Origin of the sequence: Citrobacter sp. CK180 (assembly GCF_030333655.1) — a bacterium.
Classification (GTDB): Bacteria; Pseudomonadota; Gammaproteobacteria; order Enterobacterales; family Enterobacteriaceae; genus Citrobacter_B; species Citrobacter_B koseri.
This window is the reverse complement of record NZ_JAOWFM010000055.1, coordinates 446,136-471,857: the sequence shown is the minus strand read 5'-3', so window position 1 is coordinate 471,857 and position 25,722 is coordinate 446,136. Positions and strand designations below refer to the sequence as shown.

The window sequence follows — 25,722 nt, the reverse complement described above, 5'->3', positions numbered from 1 at the left end:
ACCCGGCGGCCTGTGTGCCGTTGTTCCGTGTCAGTGGAGGCGCATTATAGGGAGTTATTCCGGCCTGACAAGGGGAAATTCAAAATTATTTTCCGACTGCTTTCTTTTTAAGCAAAACCACTATTAACATGCCATAAAATAAGCAATTTGCCGTTTTTACAACCTTAATCACACTTCCTGATGGCATACTAATGAATAAGAAAAGAGAAAGGACAAACATTTATGCCTTTAAGCGCACAACAGTTAGCTGCACAGAAAAATCTTTCCTACGTTCTGGCTGAGAAGCTGGCGCAGCGAATCTTAAAGGGTGAATACGCGCCCGGCACCATTCTTCCCGGAGAAATCGAACTGGGCGAGCAATTTGGCGTGAGTCGCACGGCGGTACGTGAGGCAGTGAAGACGCTAACAGCAAAAGGCATGGTGTTGCCCCGTCCTCGTATTGGTACGCGGGTTATGCCGCAGGCAAACTGGAACTTCCTCGATCAGGAACTGCTCACCTGGTGGATGACAGAAGAAAACTTCCATCAGGTTATTAATCATTTTCTGGTGATGCGTATCAGTCTCGAACCGCAGGCATGTTCACTGGCAGCGACGATCGGATCAGCGGAACAGAAAGCGCATCTGAATACCTTAATGGAAGAGATGGTGGCGTTGAAGAAGAACTTCAGACGCGAACGCTGGATTGAAGTCGATATGGCGTGGCATGAGCATATTTATGAAATGAGCGCGAATCCGTTCTTAATCTCTTTTGCCTCGCTGTTCCATTCGGTCTATCACACCTACTTCACCTCTATTACCTATAACGATGTGGTGAAGCTGGATTTACACCAGGCTATTGTAGATGCCATAGCCGACAGTGATGGCGATCGCGCCTTTAAAGCGTGCCAGGCATTGTTGATAGCGCCGAACGAACAACCGGACAAGTAACGGGATACCGAATGTCAGAGAAAAAAGCGCGCAGTATGGCCGGGTTGCCGTGGATAGCGGCCATGGCTTTTTTTATGCAGGCGCTGGATGCCACCATTCTTAATACCGCTCTACCCGCTATCGCGCACAGCCTCAACCGTTCTCCTCTTGCCATGCAGTCCGCTATTATCAGTTATACCCTGACGGTCGCGATGCTGATTCCGGTAAGCGGATGGCTGGCCGATCGCTTTGGCACCCGTCGCGTCTTTATTATTGCCGTCAGTCTGTTTACGCTCGGCTCGCTGGCATGCGCGCTTTCTGGCTCATTAGCTGAATTGGTTGTATTCCGCGTGGTGCAGGGGATCGGCGGCGCAATGATGATGCCGGTCGCCCGTCTGGCATTATTACGCGCTTACCCCCGAAGTGAACTGCTTCCGGTTCTGAATTTTGTGACGATGCCAGGTCTGGTCGGCCCCATCCTCGGCCCGGTATTGGGGGGCATACTGGTGACATGGGCAAGCTGGCACTGGATCTTCCTGATTAATATTCCCATTGGCATTGTCGGTATCCTGTATGCCCGTAAGTACATGCCAAACTTCACCACGCCGCGACGCCGTTTCGACATGACCGGCTTCTTCCTCTTTGGTTTGAGTCTGGTGCTGTTCTCCAGCGGAATGGAGCTTTTCGGCGAGAAGATCGTCGCAACCTGGATAGCATTAACCATTATTCTGAGCAGTATCGTGCTGCTGCTGGCCTATATTCGCCATGCGCGTCGACACCCAACGCCGTTGATTTCACTTTCGCTGTTCAGAACGCGCACGTTCTCCGTTGGGATAGCAGGAAACCTCGCCACGCGTCTGGGAACGGGATGCGTTCCCTTCCTGATGCCGCTGATGATACAGGTAGGATTTGGATACCCGGCGCTGATAGCCGGCTGCATGATGGCCCCGACGGCGCTGGGTTCTATTCTGGCGAAATCAGCGGTCACTCAGGTGCTGCGCAAACTGGGGTACAAGACGACGCTGGTCGGCATTACGGTATTTATTGGCCTGATGATTGCGCAGTTCTCTTTGCAATCCCCCGCCATGCCGGTATGGATGTTGATTCTGCCGCTGTTTGTTCTGGGGATGGCGATGTCCACGCAGTTTACCGCCATGAACACCATCACCCTTGCAGATCTGACCGATGATAACGCCAGCAGCGGCAACAGCCTGCTGGCCGTCACGCAGCAGCTTTCCATCAGTTTAGGGGTAGCGATCAGCGCCGCCGTATTGCGTCTCTATGAAGGGATTGAAGGAACCAATACGGTTGAACAGTTCCACTATACCTTTATTACGATGGGCGCTATTACGGTGGTATCCGCGCTGATGTTCATGTTGCTGAAAGCCAAAGATGGCCGCAATCTGATCAAAGAACGGCACAAACCTAAACCGACCCCCGCGCCATCAGAACAGGAGTAAGTTGCAGACGCTGCTGTTGTAGCGTGGGTTGTGCCATACGGTGAATCAACACGTCGATGGCCAACTCACCCAGTTCATCTTTCGGTTGATGAATCGTCGTCAGCGGCGGCGTCATGTAGCGCGCCAGTTCAATATCATCATAGCCAATCACCGCCATATCCTGCGGGATGCGCAACCCTACCTGATAAAGCGCCTGATACGCACCGACTGCCATTGCATCATTGCCGGCAAATACCGCCTGTGGGCGTTGTTTATGGGACAGCAGCATTTGCATGGTTTCAAATCCGCCGCCAAACTCGAAATCTCCTGTGATCTCATACCCTTCAGGAATTTCCAGCCCCGCGCGTTTCATGGCCTCCCTATACCCTTCCAGCCGCAAACGCGCGGGCGTTTTATCCAGTGGGCCGGTAATGCAGGCTATTCGGGTAAAACCTTTATCAATCAGGTATTGCGTCGCTAAATCGCCGCCCAGAAGGGAGTTGTCCTGGATCAGATCGCAATCCCCTTCGTCATCAAAGGGCGACCAGTCCATCATCACGGTAGGAATAGAGGGATAACGCTGCATGATCTCCCGGGAGGGTTGATGCGTCTCCGTACAGAGCAGCAATAGGCCATCGACCCGCTTTTGCATCAGCGTTTCCAGATTGCGGTTCATTCGCTGCTCATCGCCTTCGGTATTACACAATACCAGGCTATAGCCCCGCTCAAAGCAGCTACGTTCAACGCCGCGCACCAGTTCTGAATAAAAAGGATTGGTACTGGCGGTGATCAGCATGCCGATTGTGCGGGTCTGATTTAATTTCAGGCTACGCGCCAACGCTGAAGGCGCGTAGTTTAACTCTTTAATCGCCGCTTCCACTTTCCCGGTGATAGCTTCACTGACAAAGCGATCTTTATTAATAACGTGCGAAACAGTTGAAGTGGAAACGCCCGCCAGACGGGCAACATCCTTCATTGTAGCCAAACGTTACCTCTGCTGACCTAAAAACGCCTCTATCTCTTCACGCCACGGAACAGAAGGTTGCGCACCTTTGCGTGTCACCGCAATCGCAGCAGCGGCATGGGCAAAGCAAATGGCCTCCGGCAGCGGCGTCTCTTCCAGTAAGGCGGTAACTAACGCACCATTAAAAGTATCCCCGGCGGCTATCGTATCAACGGCGTTCACTTTAAACCCCGGCACACGACGACCTTCGCCCTTCACGCTGGCCCACACGCCGCGGCTGCCTAACGTAATCAGTACGGTATGAATGCCTTTATCATGCAGCACCTGCGATGCTTTAGCGGCATCTTCATCACTTTCGACGCGAATCCCCGTGAGCTTTTCCGCTTCGGTTTCATTTGGCGTAATGATGTCCACCAGCGCCAGCAGCTCATCAGACAGTTCACGCGCCGGAGCCGGGTTAAGCGCAACGGTAGTGTTGTTCTGATGCGCAATTTTTGCCGCCGCCAGCACGCTTTCAATCGGCGACTCGAGCTGCATCAATAGCGCAGAAGCCCCGGCGATACGCTCGCGTTGCGCTTCCACCAGCGCTGGCGACAATGCGGCATTGGCGCCAGCATGAATGCCGATGACATTTTCCCCTTCGCCATTAACAAAAATCAGCGCGACTCCGGTAGATTCCCCGTTAATCACGCTGACCGGAGCAATATCAATGTTATCGCTGGCTAACTGTTTACGCACGCTCTCGCCAATATCGTCATCGCCAGTACAGGCAATAAACGCGATATTTGCGCCGCTGCGCCCTGCGGCCACCGCCTGATTCGCGCCTTTACCGCCGAATGCCACCTGATATTGGGTGCCCGTTACGGTTTCGCCTGGCGCAGGAAAAGATTCGAGGTTGAGGATGTGATCGGCATTAATACTGCCAAGGACGACAAGGTTGCCTGCGGTTTTCATGTTCGGGATGTCCAGTAAAGTGCGCCACCGGGTTAGGGTGGCGCGTGCCCTGCTTTTCTTTTTACGCTTTCATCTTCAAACAACTCTCTGAGGATGGCGTATTTATGTCGCCATCAGACCGCGAACGGCCTGAGCCGTTATTACTGCTTGATGACAAGTTTCAGGTCAACCGGATATTTGGCCTGAACTTTCTCGCCTTTCAGTACTTTATCAGCGGTTTCAACGCCTTTAGCGCCAATCTGATCCGGCAACTGAGCGATAGTCGCAGCCAGTTTGCCATCATTTACCGCCTTCTCGCCATCCGGCGTACCATCAAATCCAACCACCATCACATCAGATTTACCTGCGGTTTGCAGAGCGCGCAGCGCACCCAGCGCCATTTCGTCGTTCTGTGCGAATACCGCCTGCACATCAGGATGCGCAGTCAGCAGGTTCTGCATGACGTTCAGACCTTTGGTGCGGTCAAAGTCAGCAGGCTGGCTGGCCAGTACATTAAATTTGTGTGCCGCAACGGCCTGCTGGAAGCCTTCGCCACGCTCACGCGCTGCGGATGTTCCGGCGATGCCTTGCAGTTCAATCACTTTCGCGCCTTCACCTGCTTTCTTCGCGATGTAATCACCGGCGATTTTGCCGCCCAGCACGTTATCGGAAGCAATGTGGCTGACAACGTCGCCTTTGGTTGCCTGGCGATCAAGGGTGATAACCGGAATCTTCGCCTGGTTAGCCATCTTAACCGCGTTGCCTACCGCGTCGGAATCGGTTGGGTTGATCAGCAGAATTTTAGTGCCGCGAACGGTTAAATCCTGAACGTTAGCCAGCTCTTTCGCCGGGTTGTTCTGGGAGTCCAACACGACCAGGTTATAGCCCAGTTTATCCGCTTCTTTCTGCGCCCCCTCTTTCAGGGTGACAAAGAACGGGTTGTTGAGCGTGGAGATCACCAGAGCAATGGTGTCTTTCGCCATCGCATTCGCGCTCACGGTGGCGCTCAGCGCAACAGCAGAAACCAGGGTAGCCAGTTTTTTCATGTTCATATTTAAGATGTCCTGTAGTCGTTGTTACTGCTTTTTGTTGTCTACCAGTACCGCCAGCAAAATCACCACCGCTTTGACGATCATCTGGTAATAGGAGGAAACACCTAACAAATTCAAACCATTATTAAGGAAACCGAGAATCAATGCGCCGATCAATGTCCCAACAATGCGCCCTTTACCGCCCGCCAGGCTGGTGCCGCCTAACACAACCGCTGCGATGGCATCCAGCTCATAACCCGTACCCGCCGTTGGCTGCGCGGAGGAGAGACGAGCCACTTCGATGATGCCCGCCAGCGAGGCCAGCAGACCACAAAGCGAATAGACGATGATTTTGACTTTACTGACGCTGATACCCGACAGACGCGTTGCCGCTTCGTTGCCGCCCAGCGCATAGATATAGCGGCCCAGGCGAGTATGATGCAGCATGTACCACGCCGCCAGGAAGACGATACCCATAATCCAGACCGGCGTCGGAACGCCCAGCGGGCGGCCAATCCCGAACCAGCCGAAGAGATCGGCGTTATCCGTAAAGCCGGTATTCACCGGGCTTCCGTTGGTGTACACCATCGTGACGCCGCGCAGCAGAAGCATCATTACCAGCGTGGCGATAAACGCCTGCACGCGACCTTTCGCCACGATCACGCCGGTCACTGCGCCAATGGCGGCGCCTAACGCCAGCGCCGCCGCAACGGCCACCAGCGCATTCACTTCAATCCCTACAATTGAAGCGGCAACCGCGCCGGTAAGCGCCAGCAGGGAACCAACGGACAGATCGATGCCTGACGTCAGGATAACCAGCGTCATCCCGACGGCCATGATAGCGTTGACGGACGTTTGCTGGAGAATGTTAAACAGGTTATTAACGGTAAAAAAGTTGGGACTCATTGTAGAAACAATCGCGATCAGCACCAGCAGAGCGATGAGCGATTTCTGCTCCATCAGCCACGCTTTAGTGAAATAACGGCGACCAGAAACAGCCTGGATAGTCATCTTTTTTACTCCTGATTCACGCGATTAAGCTTGCCCACAGCGGCAGCCATTAACACTTCCTGGGTGGCCTGCTCGCGAGTGAATTCACCGCCGAGATGCCCTTCATGCATGACGATAATGCGATCGCTCATACCCAATACTTCTGGCATCTCAGATGAGACCAGAATGATGCTCAGGCCATCGGCCTTAAACTGGTTGATAAGCTGATAAATTTCTTTTTTCGCGCCAACGTCCACACCGCGGGTTGGCTCATCGAGGATCAGCACTTTGGGGCGGGTCATCAGTCCACGCGCAATGGCGACTTTCTGCTGATTGCCGCCAGAGAGCAACCCGATAGCCTGCTCCATCGACGGCGTTTTCACATTGAACAGACGGATAAAGTCACTCACCGCCTGCTGTTCATCTTTATGTTTCAGGTTGCCGCCAGCACGGCTGAAATAACGCAGCGCGGTGAGCGACATATTCTCTTTTACCGACATGCCGAGCACTAAGCCGTCACGTTTACGGTCTTCAGAGATATAAACAATACCGTTAGCCAGGCCATCCTGCGGTGAACGGGTAATCACTTCATGCCCGTCGAGCGTGACGTAACCGCTGGTGCGCGGCAGCGCGCCGTACAGCACTTTCATCAGTTCTGTACGCCCGGCGCCCATCAAACCGGAGATCCCCAGAATTTCCCCTTTGCGCAGAGTAAAGGAGACATTATTAACGCCGGGACCGCACAGGTTATCGACTTTTAGGCGTACCTCGCCTGGCGCTTTATCCAGACGCGGGTACTGATCTTCAAGCTTACGTCCGACCATCATTTCAATCAGCGAATCTTCGGTCAGCGATGCCACTTCACGCTCGGCAATAAACTGCCCGTCGCGGAAAACCGTCACGTCATCGCAAATCTCGAAGATCTCTTTCATGCGGTGGGAGATATAGACAATGCCGCGTCCCTGCGATTTCAACTCGCGGATGACGCGGAACAGCGATTCCGTTTCGGTATCAGTGAGCGCATCCGTGGGTTCATCCATAATGATGACTCGGGATTCGAAGCTCAGTACCTTGGCGATTTCGACCATCTGCTGATCGCCGATAGAGAGTTCGCCCACCAGCCTGTCGCTTTTGAAGCGCAGGTTAAGTCTGGCAAGCAGAACATCCGCTTCGGCATACATCTTTTTCCAGTCGATTTTGCCAAAGCGATTTACAAACTCACGCCCCAGAAAGATATTCTCGGCAATCGTGAGCTGTGGGATCAGGTTCAGTTCCTGGTGAATGATGCCGATCCCGGCTTCCTGCGAGGATTTTGGGCCATTGAAGGTCGTTTCTTTACCCAGCCACAATAACGATCCCGCATCACGGGTATAGATACCGGTCAGGACTTTCATCATGGTGGATTTGCCCGCGCCATTTTCGCCCACCAGCGCCATTACGCGGCCTGGATAGACATTTAACGCGGCGCCAGATAACGCTTTCACGCCCGGGAACGCTTTATCGATCCCTTTGAGTTGCAGTAATGCGTCCATGATGGCCTCAGAACGTGACGCCAGCACAGAGAATAACATTCGCATACGGGGAGCACTCCCCGCTGCGAATCACCGCCTGACTGTCTGCGGTTAGTTTTTTAAAATGTTCATGCGTGGTGTAACGAATTTCTATGGTGTTTCCCTGGTGTTGTTGCAGTTGCTCAATATGGCTGAGCAACGTTTCGTGGAGTTGCGGATTATGTTCTTTGATTTCCGTCGCGAGAATAGCCGCCTCAACCTGCATTTCACGGGTCACGACATCCAGTACCTGCATAAAAGAAGGTACGCCCTGGGTTAACGCCATATCGATACGCGTTGTACTGGATGGAACAGGTAAACCTGCGTCACACACTACCAGCGTATCAGTATGCCCCAGACGGGAGATGACCGATGAAATATCAGAATTAAGTACCGCGCCTTTCTTCATTTTCTTTCCCCACTAGCGAAACGTTTCGCTGGTAATAAGTTTACTCCCGGAAGTGAGCAGAAAACCATCATGACGTAACGGAATTGTGATCGGGGTCGAAACGTTTCGCTAAGTGAAATGCGATGGGAATAATTGCCGGGCGACGCTGCGCCGCCCGGCATTTTAAAAGGCTTAAATCTCGACCTGCGTTCCCAGTTCGATAACCCGGTTCGGCGGGATTTCAAACTGATCCGGCGCACGTAGCGCATTACGCTGCAACAGCAGATAGAGCTTGCCGCGCAAACGCAAATACCACGGGCGTTTGCCGAGGATCAGCGATTCATGCGACATAAAGAAAGAGGTTTCCATCATCCGACAGCTTAAACCTTCCAGACCGCATCGATGGAACACTTCCTCAACGTTCGGCGTTTCGCGCCAACCGTAGCTGGCCACCACGCGCCAGAAGGTTGGCGACAGTTGCTCAATCTGCACCCGGCGAACATTGTGTACGTATGGCGCGTCTTCCGTGCGTAGCGTCAACAGAATCACGCGTTCATGCAGCACCTTGTTGTGCTTGAGGTTATGCAGCAACGCAAACGGAATGACGTTCAGCGCGCGGGACATATACACCGCCGTACCGGGGACGCGTACCGGAGGCGATTTCTCCAGCGAGGCGATCAGGGCTTCCAGGGAGTTACCGTGCTCATGCATACGACGCAGCAGACGGAAACGCTCGCTCTTCCAGGTCGTCATAATGATGAACATCACGATCCCCAGCGTCAGCGGCAACCAGCCGCCCGACAGCAGCTTGTCGAGGTTTGCCGAGAACAGCGGAACATCAACGCACAAGAACGCCACCAGAATCAGCGCGACAAAATACTTATTCCAGTGCCAGTTTTTACGCGCCACGGTGGTAGAAAGAATCGAGGTCAGCACCATCGTACCGGTAACGGCAATACCGTATGCCGCCGCCAGGTTGCTGGAACGCTCAAAGCTGACAATAACAATAACCACCGCAAAATAGAGCATCCAGTTCACAAACGGAATATAGATCTGCCCGGACTCCATTTCGGAGGTGTGGATAATGCGCATGGGCGACAAATATCCCAGCCGCACCGCCTGGCGCGTCAGCGAGAAGACGCCGGAAATCACCGCCTGAGAGGCGATAACCGTCGCCAGCGCGGCAAGAATCAGCAGCGGGATCAGCGCCCACTCCGGCGCCAACAGGAAGAACGGGTTCTTAATCGCTTCCGGGTGTTTGAGCAGCAATGCGCCCTGACCAAAGTAGTTTAACGTTAATGAAGGAAGAACAACCGAGAACCAGGCCAGACGAATCGGCAGCTTGCCGAAATGCCCCATATCCGCATACAGCGCCTCAACCCCGGTAATCGAAAGCACCACGGCGCCCAGCGCAATAAACGACACCGTTTTGTACTCAAGGAAGAATTTCGCCGCCCACATGGGATTGAGGGCATGAAGCACATCCGGGTTAGCGATGATACTGCGCAGGCCGAGTCCGGCCAGAATCAAAAACCACGTCAGCATAATCGGCGCAAACAGCTTACCGACCATCCCCGTTCCGTGTTTCTGAATCATAAACAGCAGAGTAAGCACAATAATAGAAAGCGGGACAACCCAGGTATCCAGTTCCGGCGCCACAATTTCCAGACCTTCAATGGCCGACATGACTGAGATCGCGGGTGTAATCACCACTTCGCCGTAGAAGAAGCTACCGCCAATTAACCCCATAATGACCAGCGTGGACGTCATTCTCGCCGACGTATTACGCCCGGCTAGCGACATTAAGGTCAGAATCCCGCCCTCACCGGCGTTATCTGCGCGCATGACAAAAGTCAGATACTTGATAGAAACAACAAAGATCAGCAGCCAGAAAATCAGCGACAGAAAGCCAAATACGGCATCACGTTCAACACCAAAACCAAACTGACCGGACAAGCATTCACGAAGTGTATAAAGTGGGCTGGTACCAATATCACCATAGACAACCCCAATCGCTGCGAGAGTGATCGCAGACAATGATTGTTTATTATCAGTGCTCATAGACTCGTCTTTCGTTTATACATGGCATCTTTCAAACGACAAGGCTCCCGGGGATCCACTCCTTTGCCACCTTGATGCAGTTTGAATGATTTAGTGTATATATATGAAATGTGTGCGTAGTCCCTTGGCCCACAAAAAAGGCGCACAGTATGCACGATTAATCGCAAAATCGTACCCCTAATCGACGTCAGATTAACCTGGCGCAAAGAAAAAGAAACGATGCTTCAGTCTATTATTGCTTCGTGGCGAAACGTCTATACTCGCTGTTAACATGATACATCTGGCGGAAGGACGCCACCTTATTATGGCTCACCCACATTTATTAGCGGAAAGAATTTCCCGTCTGAGCAGCGCCCTGGAAAAGGGACTTTATGAACGTAGCCACGCCATTCGCCTTTGCCTGCTGGCAGCGTTGAGCGGTGAGAGCGTCTTTTTACTTGGCCCGCCAGGCATTGCCAAAAGCCTGATAGCCCGTCGTCTGAAGTTCGCCTTTCAGCACGCCCGCGCCTTTGAGTATCTGATGACGCGTTTCTCCACGCCCGAGGAGGTTTTTGGTCCTCTCTCCATTCAGGCGCTAAAAGATGAAGGTCGCTATGAGCGTCTGACCACGGGTTATCTTCCTGAAGCGGAAATCGTCTTTCTGGATGAGATCTGGAAAGCGGGCCCGGCAATCCTGAACACTCTGCTGACCGCCATTAACGAACGCCATTTCCGTAACGGCGCGCACGAAGAAAAAATTCCGATGCGCCTGCTGGTGGCGGCCTCAAACGAGCTTCCCGAAGCAGACAGCAGTCTGGAGGCGTTATACGACCGTATGCTCATTCGTCTGTGGCTGGATAAAGTACAGGATAAGGCGAATTTCCGCTCCATGCTGGTAAGCCAGCAGGACGAAAGCGACAACCCGGTGCCGGCCTCATTACAGGTGACTGATGAAGAGTATTATCAGTGGCAGAAGGATATTTCCGCCATTACGCTGCCCGATCATGTATTTGAACTGATTTTCACGCTGCGCCAGCAGCTTGATGCGCTGCCGGACGCCCCCTATGTCTCCGACCGTCGCTGGAAAAAAGCCATTCGTCTGTTACAGGCCAGCGCATTCTTTAGCGGACGCGACGCCGTAGCGCCAATCGATCTTATCCTGCTGAAAGATTGCCTGTGGTATGACGCGCAAAGCCTGAATCTGATGCAGCAACAGCTTGAAATATTGATGACCGGGCACGCCTGGCAGCAACAGGCAATGCTGACGCGCCTCGGCGGCATTGTGCAACGTCGCCTTCAGTTGCAACAGCAGCAAAGCGATAAAACAGCCTTTACCGTTGTTCGTCAGGGAGGAATGTTCAGCCGCCGTCCCCATTACGATCTGCCGCCAGAGGCGAGCGCGCCAGTGCTAACCTTGCTTTTGCAACAACCGCTTAAACTGCATGATATGGAAGTCATTCATATCGCTTTTGAACGCAGCGCCCTTGAGCAGTGGCTGGCAAAAGGCGGAGAGATCCGCGGCAAACTCAACGGGATCGGTTTTGCCCAGACGCTGAATATGGAAGTTGATAGCGCTCAGCATCTGGTGGTGCGCGACGTCAGCCTACAGGGCAGCCGTCTGGCGCTACCGGGCAGTTCAGAAGAGGGAATGCCCGGCGAAATCAAACAGCAGCTTGAGGCGCTGGACAGCGAATGGCACCAGCAGCACAGCCGGTTCAGCGAACAGCAAAAATGTCTGTTTATCCATAGCGACTGGTTAGGTCGTATTGAAGCCAGCCTACAGGATGTTGGTGCGCAGATCCGCCAGGCGCAGCAATGCTGACACTGGACACGCTGAATGTCATGCTGGCGGTCAGTGAAGAGGGGATTATCGAAGAGATTATCCTCACTTTGCTGGCCTCCCCGCAGCTGGCTATCTTCTTCGAGAAATTCCCCCGATTAAAGAGGGCCATTTCCGACGATCTTCCCCGCTGGCGCGAAGCGCTGCGCAGCCGTCTTAAAGACGCGCGCGTGCCGCCGGAACTCACGGAAGAGGTGATGTGCTATCAACAAAGCCAGCTTCTCGGAACAACGCAGTTTATTGTGCAATTGCCGCAGATATTAGCGTTGCTGCACCGGCTACATTCGCCCTATGCCGGGCAAGCCCAGCAACTGGTGGACAGTAACGCCACTTTTACGCCAGCGCTGCACACGCTTTTTCTGCAACGCTGGCGTTTAAGCCTGATCGTGCAAACCACTGCCTTAAATCACCAGTTGCTGGAAGAGGAGCGCGAGCAGTTGCTGAGTGAAGTGCAGGAACGTATGACGCTCAGCGGGCAACTGGAGCCGGTCCTGGCGGAAAATGACCATGCAGCCGGCCGCCTGTGGGATATGAGCGCAGGGCAACTCAAACGCGGCGATTATCAGCTGATCGTAAAATATGGCGACTTCCTGGCAGAACAACCCGAACTGAAACGCCTAGCGGAACAGTTAGGCCGCTCCAGGGAAGCCAAATCGGTGCCGCGCAAAGATGCGCCGATGGAGACATTTCGTACGCTGGTGCGCGAACCGGCGACCGTTCCAGAACAGGTTGACGGCATTCAGCAAAGCGACGACATTCTGCGCCTGCTGCCGCCTGAGCTGGCAACGCTCGGCATTACCGAACTGGAATATGAATTCTACCGACGGCTGGTGGAAAAACAGCTGCTCACGTACCGTCTGCACGGCGAAGCGTGGCGTGAGAAAGTGACTGAGCGCCCGGTCGTTCATCAGGATTTTGACGAACAGCCGCGCGGGCCATTCATTGTTTGCGTGGACACTTCCGGCTCAATGGGCGGATTTAACGAGCAGTGCGCGAAAGCCTTTTGCCTGGCGCTGATGCGCGTCGCGCTGGCGGATAACCGTCGCTGTTTCATCATGCTGTTTTCCACAGAGGTCGTGCGCTATGAACTGTCTGGTCCAGAAGGCATCGAGCAGGCCATCCGCTTTTTGAGCCAGCGCTTTCGCGGCGGCACGGATATCGCCAGCTGTTTTCGCGCCATTATTGAACGGATGCAGGGGCGAGAGTGGTTTGATGCGGATGCGGTAGTCATTTCAGATTTTATCGCCCAGCGCTTACCTGACGATGTTGTGAATAAAGTAGGGGAGTTACAGCGGGTACACCAGCATCGTTTTCATGCGGTGGCGATGTCGGCACATGGCAAACCCGGCATCATGCGCATTTTCGACCATATCTGGCGCTTTGATACCGGGATGCGAAGCCGCCTGCTACGACGCTGGCGGCGTTAGAGAATTACAGCAGGGAAGCGACGCTTTCACGAACCTGCGCAGGCCACACGCCGCACTGAACCTGACCAATGTGCGGCAGTTGCAGTAGCAGCATCGTCAGGCGAGACTGACCAATACCGCCGCCGATCGTTTGCGGCATCTCGCCGCGCAGCAGCGCCTGGTGCCACTCCAGACTCAGGCGATCTTCATCTCCGGTCAGAGCAAGCTGGCGTTTCAGCGCATCGGCGTCGACACGGATCCCCATTGAGGAAAGCTCAAACGCATCTTCCAGTACCGGGTTCCAGACCAGGATATCGCCGTTCAGACCAGCATGGCCCAGATCAGAAGCAGAGCTCCAGTCATCATAATCCGGCGCACGCACGTCGTGACGTTTACCGTCACTCAGTTTCCCGCCGATACCGACCAGGAAAACGGCGCCAAGCTCTTTCGCGATCGCGCGTTCGCGCCCTTTCGCATCCAGATCCGGGTAACGCGCCAGCAACTCCTGGCTGTGAACAAAGTGGATCTGCTCCGGCAGGAACGGCGCCAGACCAAATTCTTTGCTTACCGCGGCTTCGGTTGCCTTAATGCCTTCCCAGATAGCCTCTACCGTGCTTTTCAGGGTGGCGAATTGACGCTCACCGTCGCCCATAACGCGTTCCCAGTCCCACTGGTCGACATAGACGGAGTGGAGCGGGGAGAGGCGGTCTTCGTCAGGGCGAAGGGCTTTCATGTGCGTGTACAGCCCTTCACCCGCGCTGAAGTCGTGTTGTCCCAGCGTCTGGCGTTTCCACTTTGCCAGTGAATGCACCACTTCAAACTGGGCATCCGGCAACGCTTTCACTTTTACCTGTACCGCTTTTTCACAGCCCGACAAGTTATCCTGCGTGCCATCTCCTACGCGGCTAAGGATCGGCGCCTGAACTTCAATCAGACCCAGACGCTCCTCCAGTTGACGAGAGAAGTGAGATTTCACGAAGCTAATTTGACGTTGTTTGGCGATGTAAGCGGTTTTCATTTTGTATACTCCTGCGTCCTGTTGCCTATGATTAAGCAACAGATTGAGGGTGATATTCAATAATCCACAAACAAAAAGCCGACTTCACTTTTGATTCGATAAAATAAGACGCTAAAATAGAGTGAATCACTAATCTACATAAGAAAAACCTATGGAAAATTATCAGATCGACAATCTGGATCGCGGCATCCTGGAAGCGTTAATGGCAAATGCGCGTACGGCATACGCTGAACTGGCCAAACAATTTAGCGTCAGCCCGGGGACGATTCACGTTCGCGTAGAAAAAATGAAGCAGGCGGGGATCATTACCGGCGCGCGGATTGACGTCAGTCCAAAACAGCTCGGATACGACGTCTGCTGCTTTATCGGCATTATTTTAAAAAGCGCGAAAGACTACCCATCCGCGCTGGCGAAGCTCGAAAGCCTGGACGAAGTGACCGAAGCGTATTACACCACCGGCCACTACAGCATCTTTATTAAGGTTATGTGCCGATCCATCGACGCCCTGCAACAGGTACTTATCAACAAGATCCAAACAATTGATGAAATTCAGTCCACCGAGACATTGATCTCCCTGCAAAACCCGATCATGCGTACTATCCGGCCGTGATCGGCTTTTTTAATCCCACATTTTTCCACAGGTAGATCCCAGCTCGCTCACAGCGTACAATAGCCCCTCTTTATAAGGATAGGCTCGTATGGCAGACATTACTCTTATCAGCGGCAGCACCCTTGGCGGTGCCGAATATGTTGCAGAACATCTGGCTGAAAAGCTGGAAGATGCAGGTTTTTCAACCGAAACCTTGCACGGTCCGCTATTAGAGGATCTGTCAGCGTCAGGAACCTGGCTGATTATCAGCTCCACGCATGGCGCGGGCGATATCCCAGATAACCTTGCTCCTTTCTATGAAGCGCTTCAGTCGCAGAACCCCGATCTTTCTCAGGTTCGTTTCGGCGCCATCGGCATCGGAAGTCGTGAATATGACACATTCTGCGGCGCCATCGATAAAATAGAGGCCGCGCTCAAGACATCAGGCGCAAAACCGATCGGGGAAACCCTCAAGATCAACATCCTTGAACACGATATTCCTGAAGATCCGGCAGAGGTTTGGCTGGGATCCTGGATTAATTTACTCAAAATAGTGTAAAGATCGTGCGTTCGAGTGTGGATAACTCTGGTAAGAAGCTTGGATTAACCAGTAGTTATCCAAAGAACAATCGGTGTTCAGTTTTTGAGTTGTGCATAACCCTTCATTCTGATCCCAGCTTATACGGGCCAGGATCACCGATCATTCACAGCTAATGATCCTCAACAACTTGTTGATCTTATTCAGCGGATCCTGGTTATCCACAGACAATCGCGATCCTAATAAGAGATCACAATAAAACAGATCTCTAAATAAAAAGATCTTCTTTTTAATACCCAGGATCCCGGGACTTTCTCCAGCGGCTAAAGTTGAGTAGAATCCACGACCCGGGCTTCAATCCACTTTCACACCGCCGTATGCGAGGCAATTACCATGTTTTATCCGGATCCTTTTGACGTCATCATCATTGGCGGGGGTCATGCAGGCACTGAGGCCGCAATGGCCGCAGCGCGTATGGGGCAACAGACCCTGCTTTTGACACACAATATCGACACGCTGGGGCAAATGAGCTGCAACCCGGCCATTGGCGGTATTGGGAAGGGACACTTGGTAAAAGAAGTGGATGCGCTCGGCGGGCTGATGGCGAAAGCGATCGACCAGGCGGGTATCCAGTTTAGGATACTAAACGCAAGCAAAGGTCCGGCCGTTCGTGCGACTCGCGCACAGGCGGATCGAGTGCTATATCGCCAGGCGGTGCGTACTGCGCTGGAGAATCAGCCCAATCTGATGATCTTCCAGCAGGCGGTTGAAGATCTGATTGTTGAAAACGATCGCGTCGTGGGCGCAGTTACCCAGATGGGCCTGAAATTCCGGGCTAAAGCGGTGGTTCTCACCGTCGGGACTTTCCTTGACGGCAAAATTCATATTGGTCTGGATAACTACAGCGGCGGCCGTGCTGGCGATCCGCCATCCATTCCACTGTCTCGTCGCCTGCGTGAACTTCCGCTGCGCGTCAGCCGCCTGAAAACCGGTACGCCGCCGCGTATTGATGCGCGCACCATTGATTTTAGCGCACTGGCGCAGCAGCACGGCGATAACCCGATGCCTGTGTTCTCGTTCATGGGCAACGCGTCCCAGCATCCGCAGCAGGTGCCGTGCTACATCACGCATACCAACGAAAAAACCCATGATGTGATCCGCAACAACCTCGATCGCAGTCCGATGTATGCCGGTGTGATCGAAGGGATCGGCCCGCGTTACTGCCCGTCGATCGAAGATAAAGTCATGCGCTTTGCCGATCGCAACCAGCATCAGATCTTCCTGGAACCGGAAGGACTGACCTCTAACGAAATTTACCCGAACGGTATCTCCACCAGCCTGCCGTTCGATGTGCAGATGCAGATCGTCCGCTCAATGCAGGGGATGGAAAACGCGAAAATTGTGCGTCCAGGTTATGCCATTGAGTACGATTTCTTCGATCCGCGCGACCTGAAACCAACGCTGGAGAGCAAATTTATCCAGGGATTGTTCTTCGCCGGGCAAATCAACGGGACGACAGGTTACGAAGAAGCGGCCGCGCAAGGTTTGCTCGCCGGTCTGAACGCCGCCCGTCTGTCTGCGGACAAAGAAGGCTGGGCGCCTGCGCGTTCTCAGGCTTACCTCGGCGTGCTGGTGGACGATCTTTGCACGCTGGGCACCAAAGAACCGTACCGCATGTTTACCTCCCGCGCGGAATACCGCCTGATGTTGCGTGAAGATAACGCCGACCTGCGTCTGACGGAAATGGGCCGCGAGCTGGGCCTGGTGGATGATGAGCGCTGGGCGCGCTTCAACGAGAAACTGGAGAATATCGAACGCGAACGTCAGCGTCTGAAATCCACCTGGGTAACGCCGTCGGCGGAATCGGCCGGCGAAGTGAACGCTCACCTGACTGCGCCGCTGTCGCGTGAAGCCAGCGGTGAAGATCTGCTGCGTCGCCCGGAAATGACCTACGCGCAGCTGACTTCGCTGACACCGTTCACTCCGGGTCTTGATGATGCGCAGGCCGCTGAGCAGGTTGAGATTCAGGTAAAATACGAAGGCTATATCGCCCGTCAGCAGGATGAGATCGAAAAACAGCTGCGTAACGAGAACACATTGCTGCCTGCAACGCTGGATTATCGCCAGGTTTCTGGTCTGTCGAATGAAGTTATCGCCAAGCTGAACGATCACAAACCGGTCTCTATCGGTCAGGCGTCGCGCATTTCCGGCGTTACGCCCGCGGCGATTTCAATTTTGCTGGTGTGGCTGAAGAAACAGGGAATGCTGCGTCGCAGCGCTTGATAACACTAATTTGGCGGGGGCGCTTCGCTTGCCCGCCCTACAAATTTGTAGGCCCGATAAGCGAAAGCGCATCGGGCATTTGATTATTAACAGGTAACGACCGTGCTTAACAAACTCTCCCGTCTGCTGGATGAAGCAGGCATTTCGCTTACCGATCACCAGAAAAATCAGCTGATTGCGTATGTCGATATGCTGCACAAATGGAACAAAGCCTACAACCTGACGTCGGTGCGGGATCCTAACGAGATGCTGGTACGCCATATTCTGGACAGCATCGTTGTGGCGCCGCACCTGCAAGGGGAGCGTTTTATTGACGTCGGTACGGGACCGGGGCTGCCGGGGATCCCGCTCTCCATTGTCCGTCCTGAATCGCATTTCACGCTGCTGGATAGCCTGGGCAAGCGGGTACGCTTTCTGCGCCAGGTTCAGCACGAACTCAAGCTGGAAAATATTACGCCAGTGCAGAGTCGCGTCGAAGAGTTCCCTTCTGAGCCGCCGTTTGATGGCGTGATCAGCCGTGCATTCGCCTCTCTCGATGACATGTTGAGCTGGTGTCGCCACCTGCCGGGGGAAAATGGCCGCTTTTATGCGTTAAAGGGTCAACTGCCGGAAGAGGAAATCGCCTCGCTGTCTGCGGTGTTCAGCGTCGAGTCCGTGGTTAAACTGTGTGTCCCGCAGCTGGAAGGCGAACGTCATTTGGTGGTCATTAAGCCAAACAAAATTTAATTTTTATCAAAAAAAATAGAAAAAAAACGGGCGCTCGCGTGTTAACAATCGCGAGGTAACGAATAGTTATACCTTGTTACCGTTAACCATGAGTTCACCGTTTTGTATCATTGCTACAACGTAGCTCTTTTTATTAAAAAATGAATTAATCAACATTGAAAATATCAGGTTGCTAAAAATTGAACCTAAGAATCACTCAGGTATGTTGAATTTTTATTATAAATGTCAATGAATGGTTTTTAGCTTGTAACCGGGTGTTTTTTAAATAGTGAGTGATTTTAGGCTTAAATATCAGAAAGATGAAAAGGCATCATTTGCCAAGTAAATAAATACTGCCGGGGCGAATATGCTCAATATGTGATCCGAAGCACGCTTTATCACCAGTATTTACGCGCCATTTGCAGTTTTGCATGATCGTTCACAGTTTGATGAAAAGTGATAAATGTGCACCAGGGAAAAATATTTAAACATTTATTCACCTTTTAGCTACTTATTGTTTGAAATCACGAGGGCGCACCGTATAATTTGACCGCTTTTTGATGCTTGACTCTAAGCCTTAAAGAACGTTTTATACGACACGCGGCATACCTCGAAGGGAGCAGGAGTAAAAACGTGATGTCTGTGTCGCTCTTGAGTCGAAACGTTGCTCGTAAGCTTCTGTTCATTCAGCTTCTGGCGGTAATAGCAAGTGGATTGCTGTTTAGCCTCAAAGACCCCTTCTGGGGCGCTTCCGCCTTATGCGGAGGCCTGGCAGTGTTGCTGCCTAACATGTTGTTTATGATATTTGCCTGGCGTCACCAGGCGCATACACCTGCGAAAGGCCGCGTGGCCTGGTCATTCGCCTTCGGCGAAGCCTTCAAGGTGTTAGCGATGCTGGTTCTACTGGTGGTGGCGTTGGCGGTTTTTAAGGCGGTATTTTTGCCGCTGATCGTTACGTGGGTTTTGGTGCTGGTGGTTCAGATACTGGCGCCGGCTGTAATTAACAACAAAGGGTAAAAGGCATCATGGCTTCAGAAAATATGACGCCGCAGGATTACATAGGACACCATCTGAACAACCTTCAGTTGGACCTGCGTACATTCTCGCTGGTGGATCCGCATAACCCCCCAGCCACCTTCTGGACGCTCAATATTGACTCCATGTTCTTCTCGGTGGTGCTGGGTCTGTTGTTCCTGCTTATGTTCCGCAGCGTAGCCAAAAAGGCGACCAGCGGCGTACCAGGTAAATTTCAGACCGCGATTGAGCTGGTCATCGGCTTTGTGCATGGTAGCGTGAAAGACATGTACCATGGCAAAAGCAAGCTGATTGCGCCGCTGGCCTTGACGATCTTCGTCTGGGTATTCCTGATGAACCTGATGGACTTACTGCCTATCGATCTGCTGCCGTATATCGGCGAGCATATCTTCGGTCTGCCGGCACTGCGTGTCGTTCCGTCCGCTGACGTGAACATCACCCTGTCGATGGCGCTGGGCGTATTTATCCTCATTCTGTTCTACAGCATCAAAATGAAAGGCATCGGCGGCTTCACGAAAGAGTTGACGCTACAGCCGTTCAATCACTGGGCGTTCATCCCTGTCAACTTAATCCTTGAAGGGGTAAGTCTGCTGTCCAAACCGGTATCACTCGGTCTGCGACTGTTCGGCAACATGTATGCCGGTGAGCTGATTTTCATTCTGATTGCTGGTCTGTTGCCGTGGTGGTCACAGTGGATTCTGAATGTGCCGTGGGCCATTTTCCACATCCTGATCATTACGCTGCAAGCCTTCATCTTCATGGTTCTGACGATTGTCTATCTGTCGATGGCGTCTGAAGAGCATTAATTTTACCAACACTACTACGTTTTAACTGAAACAAACTGGAGACTGTCATGGAAAACCTGAATATGGATCTGCTGTACATGGCTGCCGCTGTGATGATGGGTCTGGCGGCAATCGGTGCTGCGATCGGTATCGGCATCCTCGGGGGTAAATTCCTGGAAGGCGCAGCGCGTCAACCTGATCTGATTCCTCTGCTGCGTACTCAGTTCTTTATCGTTATGGGTCTGGTGGATGCTATCCCGATGATCGCTGTAGGTCTGGGTCTGTACGTGATGTTCGCTGTCGCGTAGTAAGCGTTGCTTGAATTAAGAGCAATATCAGAACGTTAACTAGATAGAGGCATTGTGCTGTGAATCTTAACGCAACAATCCTCGGCCAGGCCATCGCGTTTGTCCTGTTCGTTCTGTTCTGCATGAAGTACGTATGGCCGCCGTTAATGGCTGCCATCGAAAAACGTCAAAAAGAAATTGCTGACGGTCTTGCTTCCGCAGAACGAGCACATAAGGACCTTGACCTTGCAAAGGCCAGCGCGACCGACCAGCTGAAAAAAGCGAAGGCGGAAGCTCAGGTAATCATTGAGCAGGCGAACAAACGTCGCGCTCAGATCCTGGATGAAGCCAAAACTGAAGCAGAGCAGGAACGTACTAAAATCGTGGCCCAGGCGCAGGCGGAAATTGACGCCGAGCGTAAACGTGCCCGTGAAGAGCTGCGTAAGCAAGTTGCTATCCTGGCTGTTGCTGGCGCCGAGAAGATCATCGAACGTTCCGTGGATGAAGCTGCTAACAGCGACATCGTGGACAAACTTGTCGCTGAACTGTAAGGAGGGAGGGGCTGATGTCTGAATTTGTTACGGTAGCTCGCCCCTACGCCAAAGCAGCTTTTGACTTTGCCGTCGAACACCAAAGTGTAGAGCGCTGGCAGGACATGCTGGCGTTTGCCGCCGAGGTAACCAAGAACGAACAAATGGCAGAGCTTCTCTCTGGCGCGCTGGCGCCGGAAACGCTCGCTGAGTCGTTTATCGCAGTCTGCGGTGAGCAGCTGGACGAAAACGGTCAGAACCTGATTCGGGTGATGGCTGAAAATAATCGTCTGAACGCGCTCCCGGATGTTCTGGAGCAGTTTATTCACCTGCGCGCCGCGAGTGAGTCCACCTCTGAAGTTGAGGTAACTTCCGCCACCGCATTGAGTGAAGAACAGCTTGCGAAAATTAGCGCTGCGATGGAAAAACGTCTGTCACGCAAAGTTAAGCTGAATTGCAAAATCGATAAGTCTGTAATGGCAGGCGTTATCATCCGAGCGGGTGATATGGTCATTGATGGCAGCGTACGCGGCCGTCTTGAACGCCTTGCAGACGTCTTGCAGTCTTAAGGGGACTGGAGCATGCAACTGAATTCCACCGAAATCAGCGAACTGATCAAGCAGCGCATTGCTCAGTTCAATGTTGTGAGTGAAGCTCACAACGAAGGTACTATTGTTTCTGTAAGTGACGGTGTTATCCGCATTCACGGCCTGGCCGATTGTATGCAGGGTGAAATGATCTCCCTGCCGGGTAACCGTTACGCTATCGCACTGAACCTGGAGCGCGACTCTGTAGGTGCGGTTGTGATGGGGCCGTACGCTGACCTTGCCGAAGGCATGAAGGTTAAATGTACTGGCCGTATCCTGGAAGTTCCGGTTGGCCGTGGCCTGCTGGGCCGTGTGGTTAACACCCTGGGCGCGCCAATCGACGGTAAAGGTCCGGTTGAGCACGACGGCTTCTCTGCTGTTGAAGCTATCGCGCCGGGCGTAATCGAACGTCAGTCCGTTGATCAGCCAGTTCAGACGGGTTATAAAGCCGTTGACTCCATGATCCCAATCGGTCGTGGTCAGCGTGAATTGATCATCGGTGACCGTCAGACCGGTAAAACCGCTCTGGCAATCGACGCCATCATCAACCAGCGTGATTCCGGCATCAAGTGCGTCTACGTGGCTATCGGCCAGAAAGCGTCCACCATCTCTAACGTGGTTCGTAAGCTGGAAGAACACGGCGCGCTGCAAAATACCATCGTTGTGGTTGCCACCGCATCTGAATCTGCCGCACTGCAATACCTGGCGCCGTATGCCGGTTGCGCAATGGGCGAATACTTCCGCGACCGCGGCGAAGATGCGCTGATCATCTACGATGACCTGTCCAAACAGGCTGTTGCTTATCGTCAGATCTCCCTGCTGCTCCGTCGTCCGCCAGGACGTGAAGCATTCCCGGGCGACGTATTCTACCTCCACTCTCGTCTGCTGGAGCGTGCTGCGCGTGTTAACGTTGAATACGTTGAAGCCTTCACTAAAGGTGAAGTGAAAGGGAAAACCGGTTCTCTGACTGCGCTGCCGATTATCGAAACCCAGGCGGGTGACGTTTCTGCGTTCGTTCCGACCAACGTAATTTCTATTACCGATGGTCAGATCTTCCTGGAAACCAACCTGTTTAACTCTGGTATTCGTCCTGCGGTTAACCCGGGTATCTCCGTATCCCGTGTTGGTGGTGCAGCGCAGACCAAGATCATGAAGAAACTGTCCGGTGGTATCCGTACCGCGCTGGCGCAGTATCGTGAACTGGCAGCGTTCTCCCAGTTTGCATCTGACCTTGACGATGCAACCCGTAAACAGCTTGACCACGGTCAGAAAGTGACTGAACTGCTGAAACAGAAACAGTATGCGCCGATGTCCGTTGCGCAGCAGTCTCTGGTTCTGTTCGCGGCAGAACGTGGTTATCTGGCGGATGTAGAACTGGCGAAAATCGGTAGCTTCGAAGCCGCTCTGCTGGCTTACGTCGACCGTGATCACGCTCCGTTGATGCAAGAGATCAACCAGTCCGGTGGCTATAACGACGAAATCGAAGGCAAGCTGAAAGGCATCCTCGATTCCTTCAAAGCAACCCAGTCCTGGTAACGTCTGGTGGCCTGCCTTAAGGCAGGCCGCAAGGCATTGAGGAGAAGCTCATGGCCGGCGCAAAAGAGATACGTAGTAAGATCGCAAGCGTCCAGAACACGCAAAAGATCACTAAAGCGATGGAGATGGTCGCCGCTTCCAAAATGCGTAAATCGCAGGATCGCATGGCGGCCAGCCGTCCTTATGCAGATACCATGCGCAAAGTGATTGGTCACCTTGCGAACGGTAATCTGGAATATAAGCACCCCTATCTGGAAGAACGCGACGTTAAGCGCGTGGGCTACCTGGTGGTGTCGACCGACCGTGGTCTGTGCGGTGGCTTGAACATTAACCTGTTCAAGAAACTGCTGGCGGATATGAAAGCATGGTCCGATAAAGGCGTTCAGTGCGACCTCGCAATGATCGGCTCTAAAGGCGTGTCTTTCTTTAGTTCCGTAGGTGGCAATGTTGTCGCCCAGGTGACGGGTATGGGGGATAACCCATCCCTGTCCGAACTGATCGGCCCGGTAAAAGTGATGTTGCAGGCCTATGATGAAGGCCGTCTGGACAAGCTTTACATTGTCAGCAACAAATTTATTAACACCATGTCTCAGGTTCCGACTATCACTCAGCTGCTGCCGTTACCGGCTTCAGAAGATGATGAACTGAAACGTAAAACCTGGGATTACCTGTACGAACCCGATCCGAAAGCGCTGCTGGATACCCTCCTGCGTCGCTATGTGGAATCTCAGGTTTATCAGGGCGTGGTAGAAAACCTGGCCAGCGAGCAGGCCGCACGTATGGTGGCGATGAAAGCCGCGACCGACAATGGCGGTAGCCTGATTAAAGAGTTGCAGTTGGTATACAACAAAGCTCGTCAGGCCAGCATTACTCAGGAACTCACCGAAATCGTCGGTGGTGCATCCGCGGTATAACCAGGTTAATTCGTAGAGGATTCAAGATGGCTACTGGAAAAATTGTCCAGGTAATCGGCGCCGTAGTTGACGTCGAGTTCCCTCAGGATGCCGTACCGCGCGTGTACGACGCCCTTGAGGTGCAGAATGGTAATGAACATCTGGTGCTGGAAGTTCAGCAGCAGCTCGGTGGCGGTATCGTACGTACCATCGCCATGGGTTCTTCCGACGGCCTGCGTCGTGGTCTGGATGTGAAAGACCTTGAGCACCCGATCGAAGTCCCGGTAGGTAAAGCAACGCTGGGTCGTATCATGAACGTACTGGGCGAACCAGTAGATATGAAAGGCGAGATCGGTGAAGAAGAGCGTTGGGCTATCCACCGTGCGGCACCGTCCTACGAAGAGTTGTCAAACTCTCAGGAACTGCTGGAAACCGGTATCAAAGTTATCGACCTGATGTGTCCGTTCGCGAAGGGCGGTAAAGTGGGTCTGTTCGGTGGTGCGGGTGTAGGTAAAACCGTAAACATGATGGAGCTGATCCGTAACATCGCGATCGAACACTCCGGTTACTCCGTGTTTGCGGGCGTAGGTGAACGTACTCGTGAGGGTAACGACTTCTACCACGAAATGACCGACTCCAACGTTATCGACAAAGTATCCCTGGTTTACGGCCAGATGAACGAGCCGCCGGGAAACCGTCTGCGCGTTGCGCTGACCGGCCTGACCATGGCGGAGAAATTCCGTGACGAAGGTCGTGACGTTCTGCTGTTCGTCGACAACATCTACCGTTACACCCTGGCCGGTACGGAAGTATCCGCACTGCTGGGTCGTATGCCTTCAGCGGTAGGTTACCAGCCGACCCTGGCGGAAGAGATGGGTGTTTTGCAGGAACGTATCACCTCCACCAAAACCGGTTCTATCACATCCGTACAGGCGGTATACGTACCTGCGGATGACTTGACTGACCCGTCTCCAGCCACCACCTTTGCGCACCTTGACGCAACCGTGGTACTGAGCCGTCAGATCGCGTCTCTGGGTATCTACCCGGCCGTTGACCCGCTGGATTCCACCAGCCGTCAGCTGGACCCGCTGGTTGTTGGTCAGGAGCACTACGACACTGCGCGTGGCGTACAGTCTATCCTGCAACGTTACCAGGAACTGAAAGACATCATCGCCATCCTGGGTATGGATGAACTGTCTGAAGAAGACAAACTGGTGGTAGCTCGCGCACGTAAGATCCAGCGCTTCCTGTCCCAGCCGTTCTTCGTGGCAGAAGTATTTACCGGTTCTCCGGGTAAATACGTCTCCCTGAAAGACACCATCCGTGGCTTTAAAGGCATCATGGAAGGCGAATACGATCACCTGCCGGAGCAGGCGTTCTACATGGTCGGTTCCATCGACGAAGCCGTGGAAAAAGCCAAAAAACTTTAACGCCTTAATCGGAGGGTGA

General features: G+C 53.1%; 24 protein-coding genes. 16 read left to right on the top strand and 8 right to left on the bottom strand.

Annotated features, from left to right (window positions below; genetic code table 11):
• Nucleotides 1-222 precede the first annotated feature (222 nt).
• Together OGV50_RS21055 and mdtD are read left to right on the top strand one after the other, a co-directional pair.
• Nucleotides 223-927 carry a FadR/GntR family transcriptional regulator gene (locus OGV50_RS21055; RefSeq protein ID WP_012131112.1) on the top strand — a complete coding sequence of 235 codons (705 nt, stop codon included), beginning with the start codon at nt 223-225 and terminating at the stop codon, nt 925-927.
• Between the two features lie 11 nt (nt 928-938).
• A complete protein-coding gene (gene mdtD, locus OGV50_RS21050; RefSeq protein WP_058668330.1) occupies nt 939-2,366 on the top strand; it encodes a multidrug transporter subunit MdtD in 1,428 nt (475 codons plus the stop codon).
• Here mdtD and rbsR read toward each other — a convergent pair.
• The 7 genes from rbsR to kup all read right to left on the bottom strand — a co-directional run bounded on the left by rbsR (nt 2,332) and on the right by kup (nt 10,262).
• Complete coding sequence (gene rbsR / locus OGV50_RS21045) at nt 2,332-3,330, bottom strand: ribose operon transcriptional repressor RbsR (protein ID WP_080975464.1); 999 nt, start codon at nt 3,328-3,330, stop codon at nt 2,332-2,334. The genes mdtD and rbsR overlap by 35 nt on opposite strands.
• A 3-nt stretch (nt 3,331-3,333) precedes the next feature.
• A complete protein-coding gene (gene rbsK, locus OGV50_RS21040) occupies nt 3,334-4,263 on the bottom strand; it encodes a ribokinase (protein WP_112001372.1) in 930 nt (309 codons plus the stop codon).
• Between the two features lie 140 nt (nt 4,264-4,403).
• Nucleotides 4,404-5,294, bottom strand: coding sequence for a ribose ABC transporter substrate-binding protein RbsB (rbsB, locus tag OGV50_RS21035; RefSeq protein WP_012131108.1), 891 nt, complete (start codon nt 5,292-5,294; stop codon nt 4,404-4,406).
• A gap of 24 nt (nt 5,295-5,318) precedes the next feature.
• Nucleotides 5,319-6,284: a ribose ABC transporter permease gene (rbsC, locus tag OGV50_RS21030; RefSeq protein ID WP_012131107.1), complete on the bottom strand. Its 966-nt coding sequence runs from the start codon at nt 6,282-6,284 to the stop codon at nt 5,319-5,321.
• Between the two features lie 5 nt (nt 6,285-6,289).
• Entirely contained in the window at nt 6,290-7,795 is a 1,506-nt protein-coding gene (gene rbsA, locus OGV50_RS21025) for a ribose ABC transporter ATP-binding protein RbsA (protein WP_012131106.1), read from the bottom strand.
• Between the two features lie 7 nt (nt 7,796-7,802).
• Nucleotides 7,803-8,222, bottom strand: a complete 420-nt coding sequence (rbsD, locus tag OGV50_RS21020) for a D-ribose pyranase (protein WP_024130088.1) — start codon at nt 8,220-8,222, stop codon at nt 7,803-7,805.
• A gap of 171 nt (nt 8,223-8,393) precedes the next feature.
• Nucleotides 8,394-10,262 carry a low affinity potassium transporter Kup gene (gene kup / locus OGV50_RS21015; RefSeq protein WP_012131104.1) on the bottom strand — a complete coding sequence of 623 codons (1,869 nt, stop codon included), beginning with the start codon at nt 10,260-10,262 and terminating at the stop codon, nt 8,394-8,396.
• 304 nt (nt 10,263-10,566) lie between these two features.
• On the opposite strand from kup, the gene ravA reads away from it, so the two are divergent.
• Nucleotides 10,567-12,063 (top strand): ATPase RavA, encoded by a 1,497-nt coding sequence (gene ravA, locus OGV50_RS21010; protein WP_024130087.1) that lies wholly within the window; start codon nt 10,567-10,569, stop codon nt 12,061-12,063.
• Complete coding sequence (gene viaA / locus OGV50_RS21005) at nt 12,057-13,508, top strand: ATPase RavA stimulator ViaA (RefSeq protein ID WP_012131102.1); 1,452 nt, start codon at nt 12,057-12,059, stop codon at nt 13,506-13,508. Before ravA ends, viaA begins: the two co-directional genes overlap by 7 nt.
• Before the next feature lie 4 nt (nt 13,509-13,512).
• On the opposite strand, the gene asnA is transcribed toward viaA, so the two are convergent.
• Nucleotides 13,513-14,505 (bottom strand): aspartate--ammonia ligase, encoded by a 993-nt coding sequence (gene asnA / locus OGV50_RS21000; protein ID WP_024130086.1) that lies wholly within the window; start codon nt 14,503-14,505, stop codon nt 13,513-13,515.
• A gap of 151 nt (nt 14,506-14,656) precedes the next feature.
• On the opposite strand from asnA, the gene asnC reads away from it, so the two are divergent.
• The 12 genes from asnC to atpD all read left to right on the top strand — a co-directional run bounded on the left by asnC (nt 14,657) and on the right by atpD (nt 25,703).
• Nucleotides 14,657-15,115: a transcriptional regulator AsnC gene (gene asnC, locus OGV50_RS20995; protein ID WP_012131100.1), complete on the top strand. Its 459-nt coding sequence runs from the start codon at nt 14,657-14,659 to the stop codon at nt 15,113-15,115.
• 88 nt (nt 15,116-15,203) lie between these two features.
• Nucleotides 15,204-15,653 (top strand): FMN-binding protein MioC, encoded by a 450-nt coding sequence (mioC, locus tag OGV50_RS20990; protein ID WP_115626134.1) that lies wholly within the window; start codon nt 15,204-15,206, stop codon nt 15,651-15,653.
• A gap of 372 nt (nt 15,654-16,025) precedes the next feature.
• Nucleotides 16,026-17,915: a tRNA uridine-5-carboxymethylaminomethyl(34) synthesis enzyme MnmG gene (mnmG, locus tag OGV50_RS20985; protein ID WP_200093196.1), complete on the top strand. Its 1,890-nt coding sequence runs from the start codon at nt 16,026-16,028 to the stop codon at nt 17,913-17,915.
• A gap of 102 nt (nt 17,916-18,017) precedes the next feature.
• Entirely contained in the window at nt 18,018-18,641 is a 624-nt protein-coding gene (gene rsmG / locus OGV50_RS20980; protein WP_200093197.1) for a 16S rRNA (guanine(527)-N(7))-methyltransferase RsmG, read from the top strand.
• Between the two features lie 615 nt (nt 18,642-19,256).
• Nucleotides 19,257-19,637 carry a F0F1 ATP synthase subunit I gene (atpI, locus tag OGV50_RS20975; protein WP_012131096.1) on the top strand — a complete coding sequence of 127 codons (381 nt, stop codon included), beginning with the start codon at nt 19,257-19,259 and terminating at the stop codon, nt 19,635-19,637.
• 8 nt (nt 19,638-19,645) lie between these two features.
• A complete protein-coding gene (atpB, locus tag OGV50_RS20970) occupies nt 19,646-20,461 on the top strand; it encodes a F0F1 ATP synthase subunit A (protein ID WP_047460083.1) in 816 nt (271 codons plus the stop codon).
• Between the two features lie 47 nt (nt 20,462-20,508).
• Complete coding sequence (gene atpE / locus OGV50_RS20965; RefSeq protein ID WP_000429386.1) at nt 20,509-20,748, top strand: F0F1 ATP synthase subunit C; 240 nt, start codon at nt 20,509-20,511, stop codon at nt 20,746-20,748.
• A 59-nt stretch (nt 20,749-20,807) separates the two neighbouring features.
• Nucleotides 20,808-21,278 (top strand): F0F1 ATP synthase subunit B, encoded by a 471-nt coding sequence (atpF, locus tag OGV50_RS20960; protein WP_003827022.1) that lies wholly within the window; start codon nt 20,808-20,810, stop codon nt 21,276-21,278.
• 14 nt (nt 21,279-21,292) lie between these two features.
• Nucleotides 21,293-21,826 carry a F0F1 ATP synthase subunit delta gene (gene atpH, locus OGV50_RS20955; protein WP_012000833.1) on the top strand — a complete coding sequence of 178 codons (534 nt, stop codon included), beginning with the start codon at nt 21,293-21,295 and terminating at the stop codon, nt 21,824-21,826.
• 12 nt (nt 21,827-21,838) lie between these two features.
• Entirely contained in the window at nt 21,839-23,380 is a 1,542-nt protein-coding gene (gene atpA, locus OGV50_RS20950) for a F0F1 ATP synthase subunit alpha (RefSeq protein WP_012000831.1), read from the top strand.
• Nucleotides 23,381-23,430: 50 nt separating this feature from the next.
• A complete protein-coding gene (atpG, locus tag OGV50_RS20945) occupies nt 23,431-24,294 on the top strand; it encodes a F0F1 ATP synthase subunit gamma (RefSeq protein WP_047460091.1) in 864 nt (287 codons plus the stop codon).
• A 26-nt stretch (nt 24,295-24,320) separates the two neighbouring features.
• The gene (gene atpD, locus OGV50_RS20940; protein WP_012000829.1) at nt 24,321-25,703 is read left to right on the top strand and encodes a F0F1 ATP synthase subunit beta; all 1,383 of its coding nucleotides are present in this window, start codon (nt 24,321-24,323) and stop codon (nt 25,701-25,703) included.
• Nucleotides 25,704-25,722: the final 19 nt, after the last annotated feature.

Coding starts and splice junctions, on each gene's coding strand:
- rbsD (WP_024130088.1), bottom strand. CDS start 8,222: ATGAAGAAAGGCGCGGTACTTAATTCTGATATTTCATCGGTCATCTCC.
- ravA (WP_024130087.1), top strand. CDS start 10,567: ATGGCTCACCCACATTTATTAGCGGAAAGAATTTCCCGTCTGAGCAGC.
- mnmG (WP_200093196.1), top strand. CDS start 16,026: ATGTTTTATCCGGATCCTTTTGACGTCATCATCATTGGCGGGGGTCAT.
- viaA (WP_012131102.1), top strand. CDS start 12,057: ATGCTGACACTGGACACGCTGAATGTCATGCTGGCGGTCAGTGAAGAG.
- mioC (WP_115626134.1), top strand. CDS start 15,204: ATGGCAGACATTACTCTTATCAGCGGCAGCACCCTTGGCGGTGCCGAA.
- rbsC (WP_012131107.1), bottom strand. CDS start 6,284: ATGACTATCCAGGCTGTTTCTGGTCGCCGTTATTTCACTAAAGCGTGG.
- OGV50_RS21055 (WP_012131112.1), top strand. CDS start 223: ATGCCTTTAAGCGCACAACAGTTAGCTGCACAGAAAAATCTTTCCTAC.
- rbsB (WP_012131108.1), bottom strand. CDS start 5,294: ATGAACATGAAAAAACTGGCTACCCTGGTTTCTGCTGTTGCGCTGAGC.
- atpH (WP_012000833.1), top strand. CDS start 21,293: ATGTCTGAATTTGTTACGGTAGCTCGCCCCTACGCCAAAGCAGCTTTT.
- rbsK (WP_112001372.1), bottom strand. CDS start 4,263: ATGAAAACCGCAGGCAACCTTGTCGTCCTTGGCAGTATTAATGCCGAT.
- atpI (WP_012131096.1), top strand. CDS start 19,257: ATGTCTGTGTCGCTCTTGAGTCGAAACGTTGCTCGTAAGCTTCTGTTC.
- rbsA (WP_012131106.1), bottom strand. CDS start 7,795: ATGGACGCATTACTGCAACTCAAAGGGATCGATAAAGCGTTCCCGGGC.
- asnA (WP_024130086.1), bottom strand. CDS start 14,505: ATGAAAACCGCTTACATCGCCAAACAACGTCAAATTAGCTTCGTGAAA.
- atpG (WP_047460091.1), top strand. CDS start 23,431: ATGGCCGGCGCAAAAGAGATACGTAGTAAGATCGCAAGCGTCCAGAAC.
- atpB (WP_047460083.1), top strand. CDS start 19,646: ATGGCTTCAGAAAATATGACGCCGCAGGATTACATAGGACACCATCTG.
- atpE (WP_000429386.1), top strand. CDS start 20,509: ATGGAAAACCTGAATATGGATCTGCTGTACATGGCTGCCGCTGTGATG.
- atpD (WP_012000829.1), top strand. CDS start 24,321: ATGGCTACTGGAAAAATTGTCCAGGTAATCGGCGCCGTAGTTGACGTC.
- atpA (WP_012000831.1), top strand. CDS start 21,839: ATGCAACTGAATTCCACCGAAATCAGCGAACTGATCAAGCAGCGCATT.
- mdtD (WP_058668330.1), top strand. CDS start 939: ATGTCAGAGAAAAAAGCGCGCAGTATGGCCGGGTTGCCGTGGATAGCG.
- kup (WP_012131104.1), bottom strand. CDS start 10,262: ATGAGCACTGATAATAAACAATCATTGTCTGCGATCACTCTCGCAGCG.
- asnC (WP_012131100.1), top strand. CDS start 14,657: ATGGAAAATTATCAGATCGACAATCTGGATCGCGGCATCCTGGAAGCG.